Raw genomic sequence first — 22986 nt, forward strand, 5'->3', positions numbered from 1 at the left:
TGGTATCTACATGCATGATTATGCAGCATATACATGACACAGTTTTTTTCTTCCTTGAATGTTTTCGCAAAACAGCAGGTGATTGTCAAAGCAAAACATCGATTTTTAGTACAACATGCCAGTTATTCATTGGGAGTGATGGAAAATCGTCATTTTATCACCTTATAACTGACCGATTTTAAGTAGAAATCATTATATCTCCGTCATAGTTCACGTCACCTGTGCGTTGGCTTCACGCGGGCCCCCAACTCGAATAAATTAGAGAGGCGCATTACCCTCAATTTTGCCCATCATCGGTTTCCGCTATTACACATATTGTTAACAAAATCGCCATACTCTTTTTTTACGACTGCAAATTCCCTACAATCCTGCCCATTGCCTACCAACAACTATGGGGATCTCATGGGCACGACCAAACACAGTAAACTTCTTATTCTGGGTTCAGGCCCTGCGGGCTATACCGCCGCCGTCTACGCTGCGCGTGCAAACCTGCAGCCGGTGCTGATTACCGGTATGGAAAAAGGTGGTCAGTTGACCACGACAACAGAAGTGGAGAACTGGCCTGGCGATCCAAACGATCTCACTGGCCCGCTGCTGATGGAGCGCATGCACGAGCACGCAACGAAATTTGAAACGGAGATCATCTTCGATCACATCAGCAAGGTAGATCTGCAAAACCGTCCTTTCCGTCTCACCGGAGACAGTGGCGAGTACACCTGTGACGCACTGATCATCGCCACTGGTGCTTCAGCACGCTATCTGGGCTTACCTTCAGAAGAAGCCTTTAAAGGCCGCGGCGTCTCCGCCTGCGCAACCTGCGACGGTTTCTTCTATCGTAACCAAAAAGTTGCGGTGATCGGCGGCGGCAACACCGCTGTGGAAGAAGCGTTGTACCTGGCGAATATCGCCTCCGAAGTTCACTTGATTCACCGCCGCGACAGTTTCCGTGCTGAGAAAATCCTCATCAAACGTTTGATGGATAAAGTTGAAAACGGCAACATCGTGCTGCACACGCATCGCACACTGGAAGAAGTGACTGGCGATCAAATGGGTGTAACCGGATTGCGTCTGCGCGATACGCAAAATACTGACAACGTTGAATCTCTCGATGTCGCCGGATTGTTTGTCGCCATCGGCCACAGCCCGAACACGGCTATTTTCGATGGTCAACTTGAACTGGAAAACGGCTATATCAAAGTTCAGTCCGGTATTCACGGCAATGCGACACAAACCAGCATTCCTGGTGTGTTCGCTGCCGGTGACGTGATGGACCATATTTATCGTCAGGCGATTACCTCAGCTGGCACAGGTTGTATGGCCGCCCTTGACGCTGAACGTTATCTCGACGGTCTGGCGGACGCCTGCAAATAGTTTTTACAAATCAGTAACAAAAGTAAAAAAGGCGACTATAAGTCGCCTTTATTTTTGCCCCGTTGTAACATTGTCCTGCCCAAAAATTCCAATAACTCACCTGCTAAGCGTGCAATGAATAAAACCCGTCAAAAAGAGCTTACCCGCTGGTTAAAACAGCAAAGTGTCATTTCTCAACGCTGGCTGAATATTTCACGCCTGTTGGGGTTCGTGAGTGGCCTGTTAATTGTCGCTCAGGCCTGGCTCATGGCTCGGATTCTGCAGCACATGATCATGGAAAATATTCCCCGTGAAGCGCTGCTGTTCCCTTTCGTCGTGCTGGTCTTGATTTTTATCCTGCGGGCGTGGGTTGTCTGGTTACGTGAGCGAATAGGGTTTCACGCGGGTCAACATATTCGTTTTGAGATTCGTCGCCAGGTTCTGGACCGTCTGCAACAGGCGGGGCCAGCATGGATACAGGGGAAGCCTGCCGGAAGCTGGGCCACGCTGATTCTGGAACAGATTGACGATATGCATGACTACTATGCGCGTTATTTGCCGCAAATGGCGCTTGCGGTATGCGTCCCGTTATTGATTGTGGCTGCCGTTTTCCCGTCAAACTGGGTTGCAGCCCTTATCCTGCTGGGAACCGCACCACTGATCCCTCTGTTTATGGCAATGGTCGGTATGGGCGCTGCCGATGCCAACCGGCGTAACTTTCAGGCACTTGCCCGACTCAGCGGTCATTTCCTCGATCGCTTGCGCGGCATGGAAACACTGAGAATTTTTGGTCGCGGCGAAGCGGAGACGGAAAGCATCCGGGCTGCATCGCAGGATTTCCGTCAGCGCACGATGGAAGTGCTTCGCCTGGCATTCCTGTCTTCGGGCGTGCTGGAGTTTTTCACTTCGCTCTCTATTGCCCTGGTAGCCGTGTACTTCGGTTTTTCTTATCTCGGCGAGCTTGATTTCGGCCACTACGGAACCGGCGTCACGCTGGCGGCAGGTTTCCTGGCGCTGATTCTGGCACCGGAATTTTTCCAGCCGCTGCGCGATCTGGGGACGTTTTACCATGCCAAGGCGCAAGCGGTAGGCGCTGCCGACAGCCTGAAAACATTCATGGAAACCCCGCTCGCGCATCCTGAGCGTGGCGATATTGAGCTGGCAACCAAAGACGCGGTTTCAATTGAAGCCGAAGATCTGATCATCACCTCACCCGAAGGCAAAGTCCTGGCTGGTCCGCTTAACTTCTCCCTACCCGCAGGCCAGCGCGCGGTGCTGGTTGGGCGTAGTGGTTCCGGTAAGACCTCGTTGCTGAATGTCCTGTCCGGTTTTCTCTCGTATCAGGGCTCGTTGCGTATTAATGGCTTTGAACTTCGTGACTTGTCGCCTGATGCCTGGCGTAAACAACTCTCATGGGTCGGGCAAAACCCGCAGCTTCCGGCTGCTACATTGCGCGAAAATGTGCTACTGGCATGCCCTGATGCCAGCGAAGAACAGCTACAGGCCGCGCTTGATAGCGCCTGGGTCAGTGAGTTTTTACCGCTGCTTCCTCAGGGTGTGGATACCCCTGTGGGCGACCAGGCAGGCCGACTTTCTGTCGGGCAAGCGCAGCGTGTTGCCGTTGCCCGTGCCTTACTCAACCCGTGTCAGTTACTGCTGCTCGACGAACCCGCAGCCAGTCTTGATGCTCACAGCGAACAACGTGTGATGCAGGCGTTGAATGCGGCATCGCGCCGCCAGACCACGCTGATGGTTACGCACCAGTTGGAAGATCTTGCCGACTGGGACGCTATCTGGGTCATGCAAGACGGTCAGATTGTCGAACAAGGTACCTACGCGCAACTTAGCGCAGCCAGCGGGGCTTTTGCGACATTACTGGCTCACCGTCAGGAGGACATCTAAATGCGCGCTTTGCTACCCTATCTGACGCTGTATAAACGTCATAAATGGATGTTAACACTGGGGATCGTTCTGGCGATCGTTACATTATTGGCAAGCATTGGTTTACTGACGCTTTCAGGCTGGTTCCTGTCTGCTTCGGCCGTTGTCGGTGTCACCGGGATTTACAGTTTTAACTACATGCTTCCGGCGGCTGGCGTTCGCGGGGCGGCAATTACCCGAACCGCAGGTCGTTATTTCGAACGACTGGTCAGTCACGACGCGACGTTTCGTGTATTGCAGCATCTGCGTATTTACACCTTCAGCAAATTGCTGCCGCTCTCCCCTGCCGGGCTCGCCCGATACGGCCAGGGCGAACTGCTCAACCGCGTTGTGGCGGATGTCGACACGCTCGATCATCTCTATTTACGCGTGCTCTCCCCGCTGGTTGGCGCGTTTGTCGTTATTGTAGTAGTCACGCTAGGGTTGAGCGTTCTCGATCTCACGCTCGCCATCACCCTTGGCGGTATTATGCTGCTGACTCTGTTTATCTTGCCTCCGTTGTTTTACCAGGCGGGTAAAAGCACCGGGCAGAACCTGACGCATCTGCGCGGGCAATATCGCCAGCAGTTGACCTCCTGGTTACAGGGTCAGGCTGAGCTGACCATTTTTGGCGCCAGTGAACGCTACCGCGCTCAAATGGAAGCCACCGAGCTGCAATGGCATGAAGCCCAGCGTCGTCAGTCCGAATTAACGGCCTTATCTCAGGCTGTCATGCTGCTGATTGGCGCTCTGGCTGTGGTGATGATGTTATGGATGGCTTCAGGTGGCGTAGGCGGAAACACTCAACCAGGCGCACTGATAGCGTTGTTTGTGTTCTGCGCGCTGGCTGCTTTCGAAGCGCTGGCCCCTGTTACCGGCGCATTTCAGCATCTCGGCCAGGTGATTGCTTCAGCACTACGTATTACCGAACTGACAGAACAACAACCAGAAGTCACCTTCCCGGATACGGAAGCTACCGTTTCGCAACAGATTACTCTGACATTGCGTGAGGTGTCTTTCAGCTATCCAGGGCAAACACAAAAAGCTCTGGACACCCTTTCTTTGCTCGCTAAACCTGGTGAACACATTGCGATTCTGGGTCGGACAGGCTGTGGGAAATCAACGTTACTGCAATTATTGACCCGTGCATGGGATCCACAACACGGCGAAATCCTGATTAACGATCGTCCGATTTCAACGCTGAACGAAGCCGCATTGCGCCAATGCATCAGCGTCGTACCACAGCGAGTGCATCTGTTCAGTGCGACATTGCGCGATAACCTGCTACTGGCTGCGCCACACGCCAGCGATGAAGCGCTATCCGGGATGCTGTGCCGTGTCGGTCTGGAAAAACTGCTTGAAGGTGATGGTCTCAATGCCTGGCTGGGTGAAGGCGGTCGTCAGCTTTCAGGCGGAGAGCTACGCCGTTTGGCTATCGCGCGAGCTTTGCTGCACGATGCGCCGCTGATGCTTCTGGATGAACCTACTGAAGGTCTGGATGCGACAACGGAAAGCCAAATGCTTGAATTGATTAACGATGTGATGCGCAACAAAACCGTACTTATGGTCACACATCGCCTGCGCGGACTGTCGCGATTTAATCAAATAATAGTGATGGACAACGGACGCATAATTGAGCAAGGTAATCACGCAGATCTGTTAGCCAGGCAGGGGCGTTATTGCCAGTTTAAGCAACGTCTGTAAGCTATTATTGAACGATCCAACTCGCGTAGTGGAGTTTTGCTGTCATGCGCCTGGTGCAACTGTCCCGCCATTCTATCGCCTTCCCCTCACCGGAAGGCGCTTTACGCGAGCCTAACGGTTTGTTGGCGCTGGGGGGCGATCTCAGCCCTGCCCGCCTGCTAATGGCCTACCAGCGCGGTATTTTCCCGTGGTTTTCTCCTGGCGACCCTATCCTCTGGTGGTCGCCCGACCCACGCGCCATTCTCTGGCCTGATAAATTTCACATAAGTCGCAGCATGAAGCGCTTTCATAAAAATTCGCCTTATCGCGTGACGCTCAATTACGCGTTTGGTCAGGTCATTGAAGGATGTGCAAACGACCGGGAAGAAGGCACCTGGATAACGCATGATGTCGTGGATGCCTATCATCGGCTGCATGAACTTGGACATGCGCACTCTATTGAAGTATGGCGGCAAAATGAATTAGTCGGCGGGATGTACGGCGTTGCGCAAGGTACCCTTTTTTGCGGTGAATCGATGTTCAGTCGCCAGGAAAATGCCTCCAAAACCGCACTGCTTGTTTTTTGCGCTGAATTTATCCGTCAGGGCGGAAAATTAATTGATTGTCAGGTGTTAAATACCCATACCGCGTCGCTGGGAGCCATTGAGACTCCGCGCAGGGACTACCTTGAACATTTAAGCAGGCTACGCCAGCAGCGCCTACCGAGCCACTTCTGGGTGCCCAGGACGTTATTTTCGCCTCAGGAGTGAATGTTTTCGGCACATTTTTTGTCGGGGTGTTATAATTGGTGCCGCAGAGTCGGTTTAGCCCATTACCCCGCCGCCGTTAAGGAACAGTTCGCGTCAGGCAACGCCTATCGTTTATCTCATCGTTCCCTTACACGTTGCGCTTTTAGTGCGGCTTTGTTGTGTGCGGTTAGAGTAATGCGCCAAACCCGATTTGCTGCGTTTTAAACGCACAAATCTTTACTTATTAAAAGAACTTCGGCATTATCTTGCCGGTTCAAATTACGGTAGTGATACCCCAGAGGATTAGATGGCCAAAGAAGACAATATTGAAATGCAGGGTACCGTTCTCGATACGTTACCTAATACCATGTTCCGCGTAGAGTTAGAAAACGGTCACGTGGTTACTGCACACATCTCCGGTAAAATGCGTAAAAACTATATCCGCATCCTGACGGGCGACAAAGTGACTGTTGAACTAACCCCGTACGACCTGAGCAAAGGCCGCATTGTCTTCCGTAGTCGCTGATTGTTTTAACGCCCGAATGGCGTCCAGATAATAAAAGGTCGGTTTAACCGGCCTTTTTTGTGGACTGATATTACGTATTTAATCCTCGATCATTCGTGCATATTCTTCCGTGAGGAAATCCACCAATGCACGAACCGACGGCAATAACCCCCTACGCGATGGAAAAACCGCGTGAATGATCTCTCGCTTTGGTTCCCAACCGTCGAGTAATGCCACCAGCTCGCCTGCGGCTAATTGATCTTTTACCATCAACTGCGGAAGTTGCACAACTCCCACACCGGCAACGGCAGCTTCACGTAGCGCCAGCATATCGGTGGTGATCATTCGTGGCGTGAAATGTACCTCCGCACGAGCTTCCTGCGGGCCAAATAGCTCCCAACGATGCACATGTTTACCCGAGGCCAGGCTCAGCCCCGGCCAGCGAGTCAATTCAGCCGGAGAATGTAGCGCGCCCATTTTCTCGATTAGCTGCGGACTGGCATACAAACGATGCCCCCTGTCCGCCAGCACCCGCATCACCAGGTCGCTATCTTCAAATGGTCGAGGCCTGACACGAATCGCCACGTCCAGACCTTCTCCAACGACGTCAACACGGCGGTTCGTGGCCTCGAGTTGCACAGATACATCAGGGTAACGCGCCATAAAACGGGCAAGCATGGGTCCGATATGCACGTGCAGCAACGTAACCGGGCACGTCAGCTTCACAATTCCACGCGGTTCAACCTGTAGCGCAGCAATGGCATCCTGCGCTGCCTGCGCTTCCACCAGCATTGCCTTACAGTGTTCGTAGAACGTTTGCCCAACTTCAGTAACATTAAACTGCCGGGTGGTTCGCTGAATCAATCGCACCCCCAGCCTCTCCTCCAGTTGTGCAATTCGGCGGCTCAGCTTTGATTTCGGTTCATCGAGTGCCCGACCGGCCGCAGCGAATCCTCCTTCTTCAACTACGTGAACAAACCACGCGAAATCATTGAGATCCGGCTTAGTCATCTTATTGTCCTATTTATGAGACTGTGAAGGCTATTTTAGCTACTACTCAGTTCTCTGTCATGAATATAAGCTTATTCACATCAAGATAACGCCACTGAGGAGACACATATGAAACAAGTAACAGGCGTCTACACCGCACCTCGCCCACACTGGGTTGGCGATGGATTCCCGGTTCGCTCGATGTTCTCTTACCAGTCTCATGCTGAACAATTAAGTCCGTTCCTGCTGCTGGATTACGCCGGGCCACATACCTTCACCCCAGGTAATGAAAAACGTGGCGTGGGCGAACACCCTCACCGTGGTTTCGAAACGGTGACCATCGTTTACAGCGGTGAAGTTGAACATCGTGACTCAACCGGTCGCGGTGGGATTATCGGCCCTGGCGACGTGCAATGGATGACTGCAGGTGCAGGTATTTTACACGAAGAATTCCATTCTCCGGAATTTACCCGGAAGGGTGGCGAGCTGGAAATGGTGCAACTTTGGGTCAACCTACCAGCGAAAGACAAAATGGCCGTACCCGGATATCAGGGCATTAGTAGTGATGTTATCCCTACTGTCGCGCTGCCAGATGACGCCGGCACTCTCCGTGTCATTGCGGGCAGCTATCAGGAGACAAAAGGTCCGGCACATACCTTTTCGCCGCTGAATGTCTGGGATATGCGTCTGCAGCGTAATCATCAGTTCACGCTGTCTCAGCCGGAAGGATGGAGCACCGCGCTGGTCGTACTGAAAGGCAACATTACCGTAAACGGCACCACGCCCGTCAGCGAGGCACAGCTGGTGGTGTTAAGCCAGCAGGGTAAAACATTGCATATTGAAGCCAGTAGCGATGCCAGCGTATTGCTGTTGTCAGGCGAACCGTTGAATGAGCCGATTGTGGGTTACGGTCCGTTTGTCATGAACACGAAACAAGAGATCGCAGAAGCCGTACGCGATTTTAACTCCGGCCGCTTTGGCCAAATCTGAATCAAAGGAGAATACTATGTCCAGCCCTGCAAACTTTAATGGTTCACGCCCGGTCATCGATGTAAATGATTCCGTTATGCTGCTTATCGATCACCAGAGCGGACTTTTCCAAACCGTAGGCGATATGCCAATGCCAGAACTGCGAGCACGTGCTGCCGCGCTGGCTAAAATGGCCTCCCTGGCGAAGATGCCGGTGATTACCACCGCATCAGTACCGCAGGGACCGAACGGCCCGTTGATCCCTGAGATCCACGCCAATGCGCCTCATGCTCAATACGTGGCGCGTAAAGGCGAAATCAACGCCTGGGATAACGAAGACTTCGTGAAAGCGGTCAAAGCAACAGGTCGTAAGACGCTGATTATCGCCGGTACCATCACCAGTGTTTGCATGGCTTTCCCAGCCATCAGCGCGGTTGCGGAAGGCTACAAAGTTTTCGCAGTGATCGACGCTTCCGGTACTTACAGCAAAATGGCGCAGGAAATTACCCTGGCACGTGTCGTTCAGGCTGGCGTAGTTCCGATGGATACCGCCGCCGTTGCTTCTGAACTGCAGGGAACATGGAACCGTGAAGATGCAGCAGAGTGGGCAGAAGTGTACACGAAAGTATTCCCGGCATATCAGTTGCTGATTGAGAGCTACAGCAAAGCCCAGGAAGTCGTCACCAACGGTGAAAAACTGGACTCTCAGCGCTAATCCTCTCCCCCACGCCTGTCCGGGTGGGGAATATGTACATTGCGTGACCAAACGAATATGAACATGTAAATTCTGCTTGACCGTTTTAGCGCAACTCCCTATAGTAGCGCCCCGTTGCCCCCCATGTGGTCAGGCAGCAATACAATATGGTGAGGTGTCCGAGTGGCTGAAGGAGCACGCCTGGAAAGTGTGTATACGGCAACGTATCCGGGGTTCGAATCCCCGCCTCACCGCCATATTCGAGAAAGAGCTCGTACGCAAGTACGGGCTTTTTTTTTGCATATTGCATTTGCCGGATGCGGTGCAAGCACCTTATCCGGCCTACGAATGACGAACAACCTGTAGGCCTGATAAGCAAAGCGCCATCAGGCATGCCATTTATCGCCGAGTAAGCAGCGTCAACACTTCGTAGTGTGCTGTGTGCGGAAACATATCGAAAAGCTGGACGCGTTCAATGCGATACCCTGGCAACTCACGAATATCCTTCGCCATGGTTTGCGCATTACAGCTGGAATAAATAATAAAACGCGGTGCCATGTGGGAAAGAAAATCACACAGCGGTTTGCCAATTCCCCGACGCGGTGGATTCACCAACACCAGGTCCGGTACTTCGCCCTGAGCGGTAGCAAACTGAGTTGAGTCCAGCGCCTGAAAATGCAGGTTCTGTAACCCAAGCTCCTGCGCAGACTGTTTCGCGCAGGTAATCGCCTCTGGCGCAATTTCAATCCCTGTCAGTTTCATCTGCGGCGTGGCGCAATGCAGACCAAAACCCCCGACGCCGCAAAACAGATCCCACATGTGATTAACCGGAAGCTGGCGTACCCAGTCGCGCGCCGTGGCATATAGCTGCCCCGCCACTACCGGGTTGGTCTGGAAGAAACTCTGCGGGCGTATCCACAACGGTACGTCGTTAAAACGTTCGGCCAGTGCCTGCTGTTCGGTCAGGAAGATTTCTGTCTCCCCTTCCATAATCGCCATATGCACAGGCTGGATATTGACGCTAATGACTTTTAACTGCGGTAACTGTGCCTGCAGCCACGGTAGCGCCGCGCGCAGTTGTGCCAGTTTCGCGTCGGAACGCAGGACAAAACGCAGCATTATACTGCCATCAAACTGGCTTTCCGTTAACAGCAGATACTTCAGCTCCCCGCGTTTACGCGCCACGTTATAGGGCGTCAGCCCCGCGCGGGCGATAAACGGTTTGAGTGTGGCAAACACGGGCGCAAAAGACTCAGGATAAAGCGGGCAGTCGCACAAATCCTCCGGCGTACCGTCACGATGCAGCATGCCCAACAGCGGTTTCTCCACGCTGCCGCTAACCACCATTTTAGCTTTATTACGAAAAGCGCTTTCCGGGCCGCTGACCGGCGCGCACCATTCTCCGACCGGATAATCGGCCAGCAGATTTTGCAAATCGGCTGTTTTGGCGAAGAGTTGATCGGCGACAGGCTGTGCTATCCACTGACAGGAGCGACAGCGTTCGGCGTCATAAAGTGCGCACTGCATACAAAAACCTACAAATTAACCGGGGGCCAAAATTATACACGTTATTGCAAGCGGAAGAACCGCCTGCTGGACGCAGGAACAAAAAGCAGTAGCAACACCAGCATATCCGGCAATTTTTGCATCACCAGCGTATGCAGGATTTCGCGTCTGGACTCCCCCGCAATACTGAACAGTTCCGGATATCCGTAGCCCAGCGAAGCTGCCCACAAATAGACGCTGGCGATAATCTGGGTCAGCAGATAGATCCAGCGGGCCCAGCTCCGTCCTTTGACCAGCGAAAATGCGCAGAAAATTTCGATAAACAGCAGCACCAGACTGCCCAGAAATACCAGCGTCAAATTCCAGGTCTGCACACTGCGATGAATAAACTCACTGGTTCCACGAAACCCAAGCGTATTAAAAATCATCAACAGATCGAGACAGCGGATCATAATGATAGCCAGCGCCGCCACCTGCACCAAAGCAGGGACGTTTAAGCGGGCATGTGATGTGGATGATTTCTTAAAAAATCCCAACGCGTCGTCTTCCATGAAAACGGCGCAACCACCACAGCTGCGCCGTATAGACAGATTGGCAGATTTTAGTTTTTTCAGCCGCGTCTTGCACGTTGGATATCGCGTATCCGTTGTTTTTCTGTTCGCGCCATCAGATACCACGCGATAAATCCGATAATTCCTACCACGCCAAGGATCAGCGTCGCCAGTGCGTTGATCTCCGGGTTAACCCCCATACGTACGCTGGAGAACACCAACATCGGTAACGTTGTGGCCCCAGGACCAGAGACAAAGCTGGCGATAACCAAATCATCCAGCGATAGCGTAAAGGCCAGTAACCAACCGGAAATGACCGCCGGCATAATCATCGGCAGCGTAATGACGAAAAAGACCTTCAGCGGCGTCGCGCCGAGATCCATCGCCGCTTCCTCAATGGAGTGATCCAGTTCGCGCAAACGTGAGGAAATCACCACCGCTACATACGCCGTACAGAAGGTGACGTGCGCCAGCCAGATGGTCAACATACCGCGATCCGCTGGCCAGCCAATGGCGTGCGCCAGCGCCACAAACAGGAGCAGCAGCGACAAACCGGTAATGACATCCGGCATAACCAGCGGTGCGGTGATCATAAAGGCAAAACCATTCGAACCACGAAAACGGCCAAAACGCACCATCACCACGGCAGCTATGGTGCCGAGGATCGCCGCCATCGTCGCAGCACAGGCAGCAATCGTTAAACTCATGCCGACGGCACTCATCATTGCAGTATCGTGGAAAAGTTCACCGTACCAGCGTGTTGACCACCCCGCCCACACCGTCACCAGCTTGGAGCTGTTAAACGAATAGATAACTAACATCAGCATGGGGGCGTACAGAAACGTAAACCCCACGACCAGGATAAAGATCCGCCACGGCGAGCGGACAACCGGTAAGTTATTCATCCGTGTTCCCCCACGCTTTTCTGCTGATACTTATGGAACCACATGATTGGCACAATCAGTAACAGCAACATGATGATGGCAACCGCAGACGCCACCGGCCAGTCACGGTTATTGAAAAACTCCTGCCATAGTACGCGGCCGATCATAATGCTGTCCGGCCCCCCAAGCAGTTCCGGAATAACAAATTCCCCTACCGCCGGGATAAACACCAGCATTGAGCCAGCGATAATCCCGCCTTTGGTCAACGGCACGATCACGCTAAAGAAGGTTTTTAATGGTCGGGCACCTAAATCCAGCGCAGCTTCCACCAGCGAATAGTCAATGCGCGTCAGTGCGGTATAAATCGGCAGCACCATAAAGGGCAAATAGGCATAAACAATGCCAATATAAACCGCCAGGTTGGTATGCAGGATCGTCAATGGCTGATCGATAACGCCCAGCCACATCAGAAAGTTGTTCAGGACGCCGTTGTTTTTCAGGATCCCCATCCAGGCATACACGCGAATTAAAAATGAGGTCCAGGACGGTAGGATCACCAGCAACAGCAGAATATTACGCGTTGAGGGTTTACTGTGTGCGACGGCCCATGCCAGCGGGTATCCCAGCAGCAGACAACAGATTGTCGAAATTCCCGCCACCTGTAACGATTGCAGGTAGGCATCGAAATAGAGCGGATCGTCCGTCAGTTGCAGGAAGTTGCCTAAGTTGAGCGTGATGGATAACTGATCGTCGGCCCATGAAACGAGGTCGGTATAGGGTGGAATAGCGCGCGCCATTTCAGCCAAACTGATTTTGAAGACGATCAGAAAAGGCAGCAGAAAAAGGAGCAGCAGCCACACATACGGCAGCGCGATCACCAGCTTGCGCCCGTGCTTCATTTGCAGCCGCGACATAAACAGCCTGAATCGCCCCGCGTTATCCACGCGTGCCACTGGTTCAAGTGTACTCATCTTCGCTCCTTAAACCGTCAACACCACACAGCTGTCCGCATCCCAACATAAACGGACTTCGTCACCCCAGGTTGGTAACCCTTTACGATAACGATGCTCATTTTGTAGCTGGGCGCTCAACATCTGACCGCTTTTCAAACGTACGTGGTACACCGACAAATCACCCAGATAGGCAATGTGCACCACTTCGCCTACCGCGAAGTTATAACCCTCTGGCGGAGGCGCTTCGCAGAGCATGATTTTTTCCGGACGCAGCGCAACATACACCGGGACGTTATCGACAACAGAAGCATCGGCGTCCACTTTCAGCGGATGCACCAGTCCTGGAGACTCAATCACCAGACCATCTTCCTGACGTTCTTTCAGCAGTCCCTCAAAAACGTTTACCGAACCGATAAACTCTGCGCTGTAACGCGTGGTCGGATGCTCGTAGATCTCTTCCGGCTCGCCAATCTGGACAAATTTCCCGCGATTCATGATCGCAATACGACCCGCCATCGTCATGGCTTCTTCCTGATCGTGCGTCACCATCACGCAGGTCACACCGACGCGTTCCAGGATATCCACTACCTCCAGTTGCATGCGGTCTCGGAGTTTTTTATCCAGCGCCCCCATTGGTTCATCCAGTAACAGCAGCTTAGGGCGTTTGGCCAGGCTCCGGGCCAGTGCCACGCGTTGACGTTGACCGCCTGAAAGCTGATGCGGCTTACGTTTGGCGAACTCCTGCATATGCACGAGTCCCAGCATCTCATTCACCCGACTGGCGATTTCAGCCTTCGGCAGTTTGTCCTGCTTGAGACCAAAGGCAATGTTCTGCTCGACAGTCATATGCGGAAACAAGGCGTAGGACTGAAACATCATATTAATTGGACGCAGATAAGGCGGGACATGCGCTAAATCGACGCCATCAAGCATGATTTGCCCGGTAGTCGGCAGTTCAAACCCCGCCAGCATGCGCAACAGGGTTGATTTACCACAACCGGACGCACCCAGCAGGGCAAATATTTCGCCTTTGTAGATAGTGAGATTGACGTCATCGACGGCGTGCTGACCGTCAAATGACTTCGTCAGGTTGCGAATTTCAAGCAGCGGGGTCAGCGCCTTGCGGATTTTCGCTTGTGGGCGTGGGGTTGCATCATTCACTCAAGTGCTCTCCGGCATAAATAAAGAAACAGTGCAAATAACGCACCTTATTGGTGCGTATTGCCGGGTTTTGTGTGTTCGGGATCGCGACATCCCCGGCAGGCACAAGCACCGCCGGGTCATGTCCCGAACATCGGGTTATTTCCCGCTTTTCACCTTCGTCCAGGCACGGGTGCGTACACGATCGATCTTCGGATCCTGTACTTTCAGTGTGAACAGTTTGGCGCGCACGTCCGCAGGCGGGTAAATACCCGGGTTATCACGAACTTCCGGGCTAACCAGAGCCGTCGCTTCTTTGTTCGCATTGGCGTAGAACACGTGGTCGGAAATATGCGCAATCACATCAGGGCGCAGCAGGTAATTAAGGAACTGGTAGGCTTCGTCTTTGTTTTTCGCATCTGCAGGCATCGCGAACACATCAAAGAACGCCATCGCCCCCTCTTTGGGAATCGAGAAGGAAATATTGACGCCATTTTTCGCTTCTTTCGCACGGTTTGCCGCCTGCCATACATCCCCTGCCCAGCCAATCGCTACACAGGTATCTCCATTTGCCAGATCGTTAATGTATTGCGAGGAGTGGAAATAACGGATATTCGGACGCAGTTTCAACAACAAATCGGTTGCCGGCCCGGTGTAATCATCCGCTTTGGTACTGTTTGGATCTTTACCCAAATAGTTCAGCACAGTAGCAAACACTTCTTCAGGCGCATCGAGGAAAGAGACACCGCAGCTTTTGAGTTTTTCCAGATTCTCCGGTTTGAGGATCAAATCCCAGCTGTTAACCGGCGCATCCGCACCCAGCACCGCTTTAACTTTATCTACGTTGTAGCCAATACCGGTGGTTGCCCACATATACGGCATAGCAAACTTATTGTCTGGATCGTGTTTACCCACCAGTTTCAGCAGTTCAGGATCGAGGTTTTTCCAGCCTGGCAGTTTGCTCTTGTCCAGGGGCTGGAAAACGCCCGCGGTCAGTTGCCGTTCGAGGAAACTGGCTGACGGGACAACGAGGTCAAAACCGGTGCTGCCAGCCATGAGCTTACCTTCCAACACCTCATTGGAGTCAAATACATCATAAATGACTTTAATACCGGTCTCTTTCTCAAAATTAGCCACCGTGTCCGGAGCAATATAGTCAGACCAGTTATAAATATGCAGTGTTTTTTGTTCAGCAGCGAGCGTGCCGGCAGAGATGGCCATCAGAGCACCTGCAACCAGGCCTGATAACCATTTTTTATTTAAGGCGGTCATAATCTCTTTCCTTCTGAAAGTTCGTTAACAAACGAACAAAAAAGTCACACTCTAATGATATGCAAGAAACGTGCATATTATTTCATGCGGCATCAATGAAAGAGAGGTCTCTCTCCCCGCCGCTATTGCTCGCTGATATCCGCTGACTTATTCAACATGCATACAGCTACAGATAGCTCATAATAGGCAAATTGAACGGTGGCGTTTACAAGCCTTGCAAGAATAACTTTAGCCAGGATTCGAGGATATAGCCCAGATAAAAAAACGTCTTTTATCAATTTTTTATGCAGTTTTTGTCTATGACGTAAAGCGGAAGAGGCGGAACCGAAGTGAATAATTCTTTAAGAAAAGGTTAAATGCAGAATAAAAACGTGAAATACGCAACCGCTCTGGCAGCGGCTGCGCTATAACTACCCAAAATCAGGAACGATTAATGGAGGAAATGAACCTCTGCATTGCCGTTTTGCCCGTCTTCTTCGGCATTAAACAACAATTGATGTGCCCCCGCTTCAAGGATCACCATCGATATCTGTTCTTCGCTCTGACGCACAAAACATTCAAACTGTTCAAACGTCACACCCGGCATCACGGATAAAGACTGGCAAACCACCAGTTTTGGCAGATTATCATCCTGCATATCCAGAAAGGCTTTTACCGTCAGTGAGCTGGCATTGATAGCGGATAGATCGGCGGCCAGCGGCAGCAGCGCTGAAGGTCTGACTTCCGCCATCGCGGAAAATAGAATGACGTTATCCACCAGATCAATTTTTGCATCAAAAATGCCATCGAAGTTCTGCATGTGCGGTAGATGCAGCGCCTGACAGGTATCACATTCAAAAAAACTCATGCCCAGGTCGTCGAGCCATTGACGCAACGTATCCAGAGTGGGAACGACCAGTGATGTCATAATAATGTGCGACCTCTATTGATGAAAAAATTACCGGCACAGCTTACGCAAAAAGACCGTGTCATACCACGATCGCTATCGATATTGCGTTTAGCCGCCGATTTTAAGACAAAATTCAGGAGTAGCATGACGCTCGATCCACTGGATCATTCGCGCAGCAATATCTATCCCTGTGGTTTTCTCCACGCCTTCCAGCCCTGGAGAGGCGTTGACCTCCATAACCAGCGGTCCGCGTTCTGCACGCAGGATATCGACGCCAGCAACATCAAGCCCCATCGTGCGGGCAGCTTTAAGCGCAATGTCCCTTTCCTGCAGCGTGATATTGGCAATCGTGGCAACTCCGCCGCGATGCAAATTAGAACGAAAATCGCCCTCTTTGGCCCGCCGCTCAATAGCCGCGACCACCTCATCACCCACAACGAAACAGCGAATATCTCGCCCCTTCGCCTCTTCGATATATTCCTGGACCAGAATATGGGCATTCAGACCACGAAATGCATCCACTACGCTCTCTGCGGCCTGGCGCGTTTCGGCCAATACCACACCGATCCCTTGAGTCCCCTCCACCAGCTTCACCACCAGCGGCGCACCGCCGACCATATCAATCATATCGCTGGTATCATCCGGCGAGTGGGCTATTCCGGTAATGGGCAGGTCAATTCCCTGTCGCGCCAACAGTTGTAACGAGCGCAGCTTATCGCGTGCGCGGGTAATCGCTACTGACTCATTCAGCGGATAGCTACCCAGCATCTCAAACTGACGTAATGCCGCCGTACCGTAGAAGGTAATAGCTGAGCCAATTCTTGGAATGACCGCGTCAAAATGGGGAAGCTGGCGGCCTTTATAATGGATAGAAGACGCTGCCGGGCTAATGTTCATATAGCAAGAAAGGGGATCGATAATTTCTACCAGGTGACCGCGTTGCATCGCTGCTTCACGCAGGCGTTTGCAAGAATAGAGCGTTCCATCCCGGGACAAAATGGCAATTTTCACCCTGCACCTCTCTAAAAGACCTGGTAAAAGCTGGCGTATCATACACCGGGTTAAACGCTTTAGCGCGTCGCCCACCCCTGTTTATGTAAATATTCCAGGATAAAGGGACGGCTTTCTTTAATGATGGTGCGGCGAATGTGATCGCTCCAGGTATCGCGACGCGTGTTGCTGCCACGGGTCAGATAGTATTGCGCAAGCTGTTCATCATATTGCGACAAAATATCCTGATCGAGCGGCTGGTAATGGTTTTCATGCACCACCAGTGTTGCTGGCAGCCGGGGCTTGATGTCCGGGTTATCCGCAGGCCAGCCGAGACACAGACCAAACAGTGGCAAAACATGCTTCGGCAGCGTCAGTAATTCCGTTACCGGCTCAATATTGTTGCGCAGACCGCCAATGAACACACCGCCAAGTCCCAGCGATTCAGCCGCTGTCAGCGCATTTTGCGCCATCATCGCCGTATCAACCACGCCAAGCAACAGTTGCTCAGCCAGCCCCAGTTGCGCATCGGGGCAAATCTGCAAATGGCGATTAAAATCGGCGCAAAAAACCCAGAACTCGGCGGCCTGTGCGACATGTTTTTGTCCGCCGGATAAGGTCACCAGGGACTCCCGCAGACTTTGATCGGTAATACGAATTATCGTCGTGCACTGCAAAAAACTTGAACTTGATGTCCCTTGAGCGGCAGCAATGATCGCCTCACGCTGTGCGTCCGAAATACTTTCATCGGTGAAATGGCGAATGGAACGGTGGCTGCGAAGTAAATCAATGGTTGGCGTCATCTTTTTTTTCTCTGGCTGAATGGGAAGAAGCGTCGGGAGCACGCGACATCAGCTGCGGTGCCAACAGTTGCGCAATGCGCAACATCAACACCACCGCGGCGGGAAGCATTAACAGTACACCCAGAAATATCATTACCACACAGGCCAATGGCCCGTTCAGCGGTGCGGGTAAGGTGAGATAATCGTTAAGCGACAGCAGCGCCAGCGATAACAAAACCATCCCGATGATTTCCAGAATCAATACGCTTTTGGGTAACACGCCCACTGTGCGCATAGGTGCCTCCCGATAAATGGCGCTTAGTGTAAAACGTTCCGACAGCCCATGTTTAACAAAAATGCGGATTGAAAAACGAAGGCATAGACTAAGGATATCAAAGCAACAGGCTGAACCTGCTTTCCATCCGTCACAAATCGCGGCATCATAACAACATTCGCCATCCGGCCTGATAAGTTCGAGGAGATAGAGATGTTTGCCGTTATTTTTGGTCGCCCAGGGTGCCCGTATTGCGTGCGCGCAAAAGAATTAGCAGAAAAATTAAGCAATGAGCATGACGATTTTAACTTCCGCTACATTGATATCCATGCCGAAGGTATTACTAAAGCAGATCTGGAAAAAACGGTAGGAAAGCCAGTTGAGACCGTTCCGCAGATTTTCGTTGATCAACAACACATCGGCGGCTGCACGGATTTTGAAGCGTGGGCAAAAGAGAATATGAATCTGTTCGCCTGATAGCTGTTTCTACGCCCTCCGCTGGAGGGCGTAATCAGTTTTTTTTCCGCCGCTGACGCTGGTTGAATAAGCTACTGATAAATAAAAAACACAATGCCCCAAGCGCACACCAAAACACTGCACTGAACAGCCATGCCAGCTCTTGCCACAGTGAACGCGTCGGCATAAAAACGAACCGCATCAGTAACAAGCAGCACGGCGCTGCCAGTATTGCACCAAGAAGGGGTTTGAGCACCTCGCGACGGTGGGAGAAAAAGCTTGCCACAGCGCCAGGCAGTATAAAAAACAATAACCCGACCTCAGGATGCCCAGCCGCTCTAAATGCGCCTTTCATATTCAGCGTTAATGAAAGACACACTACAATAAAGAGCACAAAGCAGCAGATCGCACCCGCCCAACTTTGCTTATGTTTCAATCGTTCCTCCTGACATCTTCTCTATCGAACACTCTTTTCGCCCGCAGGCGTCCAGTCAGATAAAGTTACTCGGCATTCCATGCCAAAAACACACCCACACGATTCTTATAGCCGTTGATACGTAATGAGATTAAACTAGCCGCATATATTGTCGTGCTGCATTATTTGGGGCTGTGTACGATGCTGTCGCCCCTTAATATCTGGCAAAAACATTAGCGTAAATTGCCATTTCTTTCAATAGCTTACTAGTAAACAAGAAGTTAGCCTCCGTGAATATAAACGTCGCAGATTTGTTAAATGGGAATTACATCCTGTTATTATTTGTGGTCCTGGCTCTGGGCCTGTGTCTGGGTAAATTACGCCTGGGTTCAGTCCAACTCGGTAATTCCATTGGCGTTTTAGTGGTCTCCCTATTATTAGGTCAGCAGCACTTTAGTATTAACACTGACGCATTAAATCTTGGCTTTATGCTGTTTATTTTTTGTGTCGGGGTGGAAGCCGGTCCCAACTTTTTTTCGATTTTTTTTCGGGATGGGAAAAATTACCTGATGCTTGCACTGGTGATGGTCGGTAGCGCGCTGCTGATCGCCCTGGGACTGGGTAAGCTATTTGGCTGGGATATTGGCCTGACGGCAGGCATGTTGGCTGGTTCAATGACGTCTACGCCCGTTCTGGTCGGCGCGGGCGATACGTTGCGCCATTCAGGGATGGAAGGTACACAGCTATCCACCGCCCTTGATAACCTGAGTCTGGGTTACGCCCTCACCTATTTAATTGGGTTGGTCAGTCTGATTGTGGGTGCGCGCTATCTGCCAAAACTGCAGCATCAGGATCTGCAAACCAGCGCCCAACAAATTGCGCGTGAGCGCGGGCTGGACACTGACGCCAACCGTAAGGTTTATCTACCGGTGATCCGCGCCTACCGTGTAGGCCCAGAGCTGGTTGCATGGGCTGACGGGAAAAATCTGCGCGAGCTGGGCATCTACCGCCAGACCGGTTGTTATATTGAACGTATCCGCCGCAACGGTATTCTGGCCAACCCGGACGGTGACGCAGTGCTGCAAATGGGCGATGAAATTGCCTTAGTGGGCTATCCGGATGCACATGCTCGCCTCGACCCCAGCTTCCGTAACGGTAAAGAGGTGTTCGATCGCGATCTGCTCGATATGCGTATCGTCACCGAAGAGATTGTGGTGAAAAACCACAATGCCGTAGGTCGTCGTCTGGCCCAGTTGAAGCTGACTGACCATGGCTGCTTCCTGAACCGCGTGATCCGCAGCCAGATCGAAATGCCCATTGACGACAACGTCGTACTTAATAAAGGCGATGTATTACAGGTCAGTGGCGATGCGCGCCGTGTGAAAACCATTGCCGATCGTATCGGCTTTATTTCCATTCACAGCCAGGTCACCGATCTGCTTGCTTTCTGCGCATTCTTTATCATCGGCCTGATGATCGGGATGATCACTTTCCAGTTCAGTAATTTCAGCTTTGGCATTGGAAATGCGGCTGGACTGTTGTTCGCCGGGATCATGCTGGGCTTCCTGCGTGCTAACCATCCAACGTTTGGCTACATTCCTCAAGGTGCGCTGAACATGGTCAAAGAGTTTGGCCTGATGGTCTTTATGGCTGGTGTCGGTTTAAGCGCAGGTAGCGGCATTGGTAATGGCCTCGGCGCAGTGGGTGGCCAGATGCTGATTTCGGGTCTGATTGTCAGCCTGGTTCCAGTGATCATCTGTTTCTTGTTTGGAGCTTATGTATTGCGCATGAACCGGGCCCTGCTGTTCGGGGCGATGATGGGGGCGCGTACCTGTGCGCCAGCAATGGAAATCATCAGCGATACCGCGCGCAGCAACATTCCTGCTTTAGGCTATGCGGGCACATACGCGATTGCTAACGTTCTGTTGACGCTGGCGGGGACACTCATCGTCATCATCTGGCCTGGCATCGGTTAGAGCTGTTTTTTGCTTTTAATGAAAATTTTTTGCAGGTAAGCAGAACTTTTCTTAAAGGCGTCAGTCATAACTATTGCCACTGCTTTTCTTTGATGTCCCCAATTTGTGGAGCCCATCAACCCCGCCGTTTTGGTTCAAGGTTGATGGGTTTTTTGTTGCCTGGATTTTAACTCCCTCCCTCCTCCCCCGAAATTCCTCCCCAAATTTGCAGCATGCCGGTTATGGCACATACTTTTACTCGGTGCTAAATGGTGATGGGGGTTGCTATGTTACTCGCAGGCAAAGTCGCGGTGATCTTCGGCGGCAGCGGGGCTATTGGTAGTGCGGTTGCGCAGACCATGGCGCGCGAAGGTGCCCATGTGTACCTGGGCGCACGCCGTCAGGAAAAGCTTGATTGGGCAGCCAGTCGCCTGCGAATGGCGGGTGGCACTGTCGATACGTTTATCACCGATGTGCTCGACGAGCACGACACCTCAACACAAGTTACCCGCCTGGTACAGCGAATCGGTGGAATTGATGTGGTGGTTAACGCGACCGGCTTTATGCATGAACAGGGCAAGCGCATCGAGGCATTAGCCCTCTCTGAATTTATGAGCGGTATCACTCCTTTCCTCTCGGCGCAGTTCAATATCGCAAAATCCGTAACGCCGCACATGGGCGGCAATCGAGCGGGCGTCATTCTCACCGTTGTCGCGCCCGCGGCCCCGATGGCAATGCCTGGGCATTTGGGGCACATCGTCGGCTGTGCGGGAACAGAGGCTTTTATTAAAGCGCTCGCCAGCGAACTGGGACCGGCAAATGTTCGAGTCGTCGGCGTGCGCTCACATGCGATTGTGGACGCGGTAGCGGCCGGTTCCTATACCGGGGAGATTTTCACCGCTAAAGCGCAATCAATGGGTTTAACCGTCGATCAATGGTTAGCGGGCGCGGCGCAAGGCACCATGCTCGGACGCCTGCCTACGCTTGCACAAATCGCTGAGGCTACAGCCTTTCTGGCTTCAGACCATGCCGGAGCAATGACCGCTACGGTGGTAAATATTACCGGGGGCGCAACCGTAAGCTAATTTACCCGCTCTTTCACGCCGTGCGCTGCTGCGAGCTTTTTTTTGCACTCGTGCGGGAACACAATGCTATGCCACACATAATAACCAACGCGCTCACCAGATGATATGAATGCAGAGTGACGTGCATAAACATCACGCTAAATAATCCGCCACTCAGTGGAATCAAGTGTGAATAGATCTCTCCGCGCGTTGCGCCAATGGCGCTAATCCCTTTGTTCCATAACAGATATGACAGCCAGGAAGGAAAAATAACAAGGTATGCCAGCCCAGTAATAACGCCTGTATTTGCATAGCTATTCCAGCCCGGCATACCATTGCGTATCAACACCAGGGCCAGTACCGGAATAAGTACAATCGCACCTAACAACGCGCTCACGGCAACAAATGCGTTTCCCTTCACCTCACACGGTTTAACGCGTAGAAAGGCACAATAAACAGCCCAACTCAGCGCTGACCCCATGGTCCAGACATCGCCCCGATTGAGATGTTCCAATACCTGTGCGTGCATCAACCCGCCTTGCGACACCAGCCAGATAACACCAACGGTACTCAGGAGCACACCTGCTATATTTCGCGCAGAAATCCGCTCTTTAAAAAAGAACTTATTGATTAACAGAACGAGTGCCGGTGTGGTGGACATATAAATCGCGGCATTGAGCGAGGTTGTATATTGCAGGCCGATATATAACGTTAAGGGGAAAAGAACCTGACCACAAAGCGCGAGGAAGACGATAGTACCAAAGGATTTTTTCATCGCTGGCCACTGCATGGCGATCTGTCGGAAATAAAGCGCCATCAATAGCAATGCGGTAAATACCCAGCGTGCTGCTGATAAAACGATGGGATTAACTTCGGCAACCAATATATGGCCGACCACATAGTTGCCGCCCCAAAAACAGGCAGCCAGACTGAGTAAAAGATAGGGCATATTTGCGCCTTATTGTCAGTTGTACGGTATGACCACAAGGCTACGG

The 22986-nt window shown here is 52.0% G+C and carries 23 protein-coding genes, 1 tRNA gene and 2 pseudogenes; 13 read left to right on the forward strand and 13 right to left on the reverse strand.

Annotated elements, in window-relative coordinates; translation table 11 throughout:
* Positions 1-402 precede the first annotated feature (402 nt).
* The 7 genes and pseudogenes from trxB (at position 403) to infA (ending at position 6228) form a co-directional block, all read left to right on the forward strand.
* Positions 403-1371, forward strand: coding sequence for a thioredoxin-disulfide reductase (trxB, locus tag HV041_RS12795; protein WP_005123580.1), 969 nt, complete (start codon positions 403-405; stop codon positions 1369-1371).
* Between the two features lie 114 nt (positions 1372-1485).
* The gene (cydD, locus tag HV041_RS12800) at positions 1486-3252 is read left to right on the forward strand and encodes a cysteine/glutathione ABC transporter permease/ATP-binding protein CydD (protein WP_121584415.1); all 1767 of its coding nucleotides are present in this window, start codon (positions 1486-1488) and stop codon (positions 3250-3252) included.
* Entirely contained in the window at positions 3253-4974 is a 1722-nt protein-coding gene (gene cydC / locus HV041_RS12805; protein WP_121584414.1) for a cysteine/glutathione ABC transporter ATP-binding protein/permease CydC, read from the forward strand.
* Between the two features lie 44 nt (positions 4975-5018).
* Entirely contained in the window at positions 5019-5723 is a 705-nt protein-coding gene (gene aat, locus HV041_RS12810) for a leucyl/phenylalanyl-tRNA--protein transferase (protein WP_048212150.1), read from the forward strand.
* Positions 5724-5798: pseudogene (locus HV041_RS25100) on the forward strand (hypothetical protein); the annotation flags it as partial.
* A 113-nt stretch (positions 5799-5911) separates the two neighbouring features.
* Positions 5912-6082: pseudogene (locus HV041_RS25105) on the forward strand (hypothetical protein); the annotation flags it as partial.
* Positions 6010-6228: a translation initiation factor IF-1 gene (gene infA / locus HV041_RS12815; RefSeq protein WP_002211347.1), complete on the forward strand. Its 219-nt coding sequence runs from the start codon at positions 6010-6012 to the stop codon at positions 6226-6228. The pseudogene HV041_RS25105 and the gene infA, both read left to right, overlap by 73 nt.
* A gap of 78 nt (positions 6229-6306) precedes the next feature.
* On the opposite strand, the gene HV041_RS12820 is transcribed toward infA, so the two are convergent.
* Entirely contained in the window at positions 6307-7218 is a 912-nt protein-coding gene (locus HV041_RS12820) for a LysR family transcriptional regulator (protein WP_048212151.1), read from the reverse strand.
* 108 nt (positions 7219-7326) lie between these two features.
* Between HV041_RS12820 and HV041_RS12825 the strand changes: the two genes are divergently transcribed.
* The 3 genes from HV041_RS12825 to HV041_RS12835 all read left to right on the forward strand — a co-directional run bounded on the left by HV041_RS12825 (position 7327) and on the right by HV041_RS12835 (position 9117).
* Positions 7327-8187 (forward strand): pirin family protein, encoded by an 861-nt coding sequence (locus tag HV041_RS12825; protein ID WP_061067609.1) that lies wholly within the window; start codon positions 7327-7329, stop codon positions 8185-8187.
* 16 nt (positions 8188-8203) lie between these two features.
* A complete protein-coding gene (locus HV041_RS12830) occupies positions 8204-8881 on the forward strand; it encodes an isochorismatase family protein (RefSeq protein ID WP_061067608.1) in 678 nt (225 codons plus the stop codon).
* Between the two features lie 148 nt (positions 8882-9029).
* Positions 9030-9117 (forward strand) — tRNA-Ser (locus HV041_RS12835).
* A 142-nt stretch (positions 9118-9259) separates the two neighbouring features.
* Here the strand turns inward: HV041_RS12835 and rlmC are convergent.
* From rlmC to HV041_RS12885, 10 genes are all read right to left on the reverse strand, one after another.
* The gene (rlmC, locus tag HV041_RS12840; RefSeq protein ID WP_061067607.1) at positions 9260-10387 is read right to left on the reverse strand and encodes a 23S rRNA (uracil(747)-C(5))-methyltransferase RlmC; all 1128 of its coding nucleotides are present in this window, start codon (positions 10385-10387) and stop codon (positions 9260-9262) included.
* Positions 10388-10428: 41 nt separating this feature from the next.
* Positions 10429-10917 carry a YbjO family protein gene (locus HV041_RS12845; protein WP_048212154.1) on the reverse strand — a complete coding sequence of 163 codons (489 nt, stop codon included), beginning with the start codon at positions 10915-10917 and terminating at the stop codon, positions 10429-10431.
* 59 nt (positions 10918-10976) lie between these two features.
* A complete protein-coding gene (gene potI, locus HV041_RS12850) occupies positions 10977-11822 on the reverse strand; it encodes a putrescine ABC transporter permease PotI (protein ID WP_048212155.1) in 846 nt (281 codons plus the stop codon).
* Positions 11819-12772, reverse strand: coding sequence for a putrescine ABC transporter permease PotH (potH, locus tag HV041_RS12855; protein ID WP_121584413.1), 954 nt, complete (start codon positions 12770-12772; stop codon positions 11819-11821). The genes potI and potH overlap by 4 nt, the downstream gene beginning before the upstream one ends.
* A 9-nt stretch (positions 12773-12781) precedes the next feature.
* Entirely contained in the window at positions 12782-13915 is a 1134-nt protein-coding gene (gene potG, locus HV041_RS12860; RefSeq protein ID WP_003831665.1) for a putrescine ABC transporter ATP-binding subunit PotG, read from the reverse strand.
* 138 nt (positions 13916-14053) lie between these two features.
* Entirely contained in the window at positions 14054-15166 is a 1113-nt protein-coding gene (gene potF / locus HV041_RS12865; protein ID WP_048212156.1) for a spermidine/putrescine ABC transporter substrate-binding protein PotF, read from the reverse strand.
* Between the two features lie 430 nt (positions 15167-15596).
* A complete protein-coding gene (locus HV041_RS12870; RefSeq protein ID WP_005123602.1) occupies positions 15597-16073 on the reverse strand; it encodes a YbjN domain-containing protein in 477 nt (158 codons plus the stop codon).
* A gap of 90 nt (positions 16074-16163) precedes the next feature.
* Positions 16164-17066 carry a 30S ribosomal protein S6--L-glutamate ligase gene (rimK, locus tag HV041_RS12875; protein WP_048212157.1) on the reverse strand — a complete coding sequence of 301 codons (903 nt, stop codon included), beginning with the start codon at positions 17064-17066 and terminating at the stop codon, positions 16164-16166.
* Positions 17067-17125: 59 nt separating this feature from the next.
* On the reverse strand, positions 17126-17848 hold the full coding sequence (nfsA, locus tag HV041_RS12880) for a nitroreductase NfsA (RefSeq protein WP_115643653.1): 723 nt from the start codon (positions 17846-17848) through the stop codon (positions 17126-17128).
* Positions 17832-18122, reverse strand: coding sequence for a YbjC family protein (locus HV041_RS12885; RefSeq protein ID WP_048212159.1), 291 nt, complete (start codon positions 18120-18122; stop codon positions 17832-17834). Before HV041_RS12885 ends, nfsA begins: the two co-directional genes overlap by 17 nt.
* Positions 18123-18314: 192 nt before the next feature.
* Between HV041_RS12885 and HV041_RS12890 the strand changes: the two genes are divergently transcribed.
* Positions 18315-18578, forward strand: coding sequence for a GrxA family glutaredoxin (locus tag HV041_RS12890; RefSeq protein WP_005123606.1), 264 nt, complete (start codon positions 18315-18317; stop codon positions 18576-18578).
* Between the two features lie 34 nt (positions 18579-18612).
* On the opposite strand, the gene HV041_RS12895 is transcribed toward HV041_RS12890, so the two are convergent.
* Positions 18613-18993 (reverse strand): inner membrane protein YbjM, encoded by a 381-nt coding sequence (locus HV041_RS12895; protein ID WP_040233923.1) that lies wholly within the window; start codon positions 18991-18993, stop codon positions 18613-18615.
* Positions 18994-19262: 269 nt separating this feature from the next.
* Between HV041_RS12895 and HV041_RS12900 the strand changes: the two genes are divergently transcribed.
* On the forward strand, positions 19263-20948 hold the full coding sequence (locus HV041_RS12900; RefSeq protein WP_040233921.1) for an aspartate:alanine antiporter: 1686 nt from the start codon (positions 19263-19265) through the stop codon (positions 20946-20948).
* A gap of 266 nt (positions 20949-21214) precedes the next feature.
* On the forward strand, positions 21215-22012 hold the full coding sequence (locus tag HV041_RS12905; protein WP_121584412.1) for an SDR family oxidoreductase: 798 nt from the start codon (positions 21215-21217) through the stop codon (positions 22010-22012).
* Positions 22013-22025: 13 nt separating this feature from the next.
* On the opposite strand, the gene HV041_RS12910 is transcribed toward HV041_RS12905, so the two are convergent.
* Positions 22026-22940, reverse strand: a complete 915-nt coding sequence (locus HV041_RS12910) for a DMT family transporter (RefSeq protein ID WP_121584411.1) — start codon at positions 22938-22940, stop codon at positions 22026-22028.
* Between the last annotated feature and the right edge of the window lie 46 nt (positions 22941-22986).

Origin of the sequence: Citrobacter sp. RHBSTW-00029 (genome assembly GCF_014104295.1) — a bacterium.
GTDB lineage: Bacteria > Pseudomonadota > Gammaproteobacteria > Enterobacterales > Enterobacteriaceae > Citrobacter > Citrobacter youngae.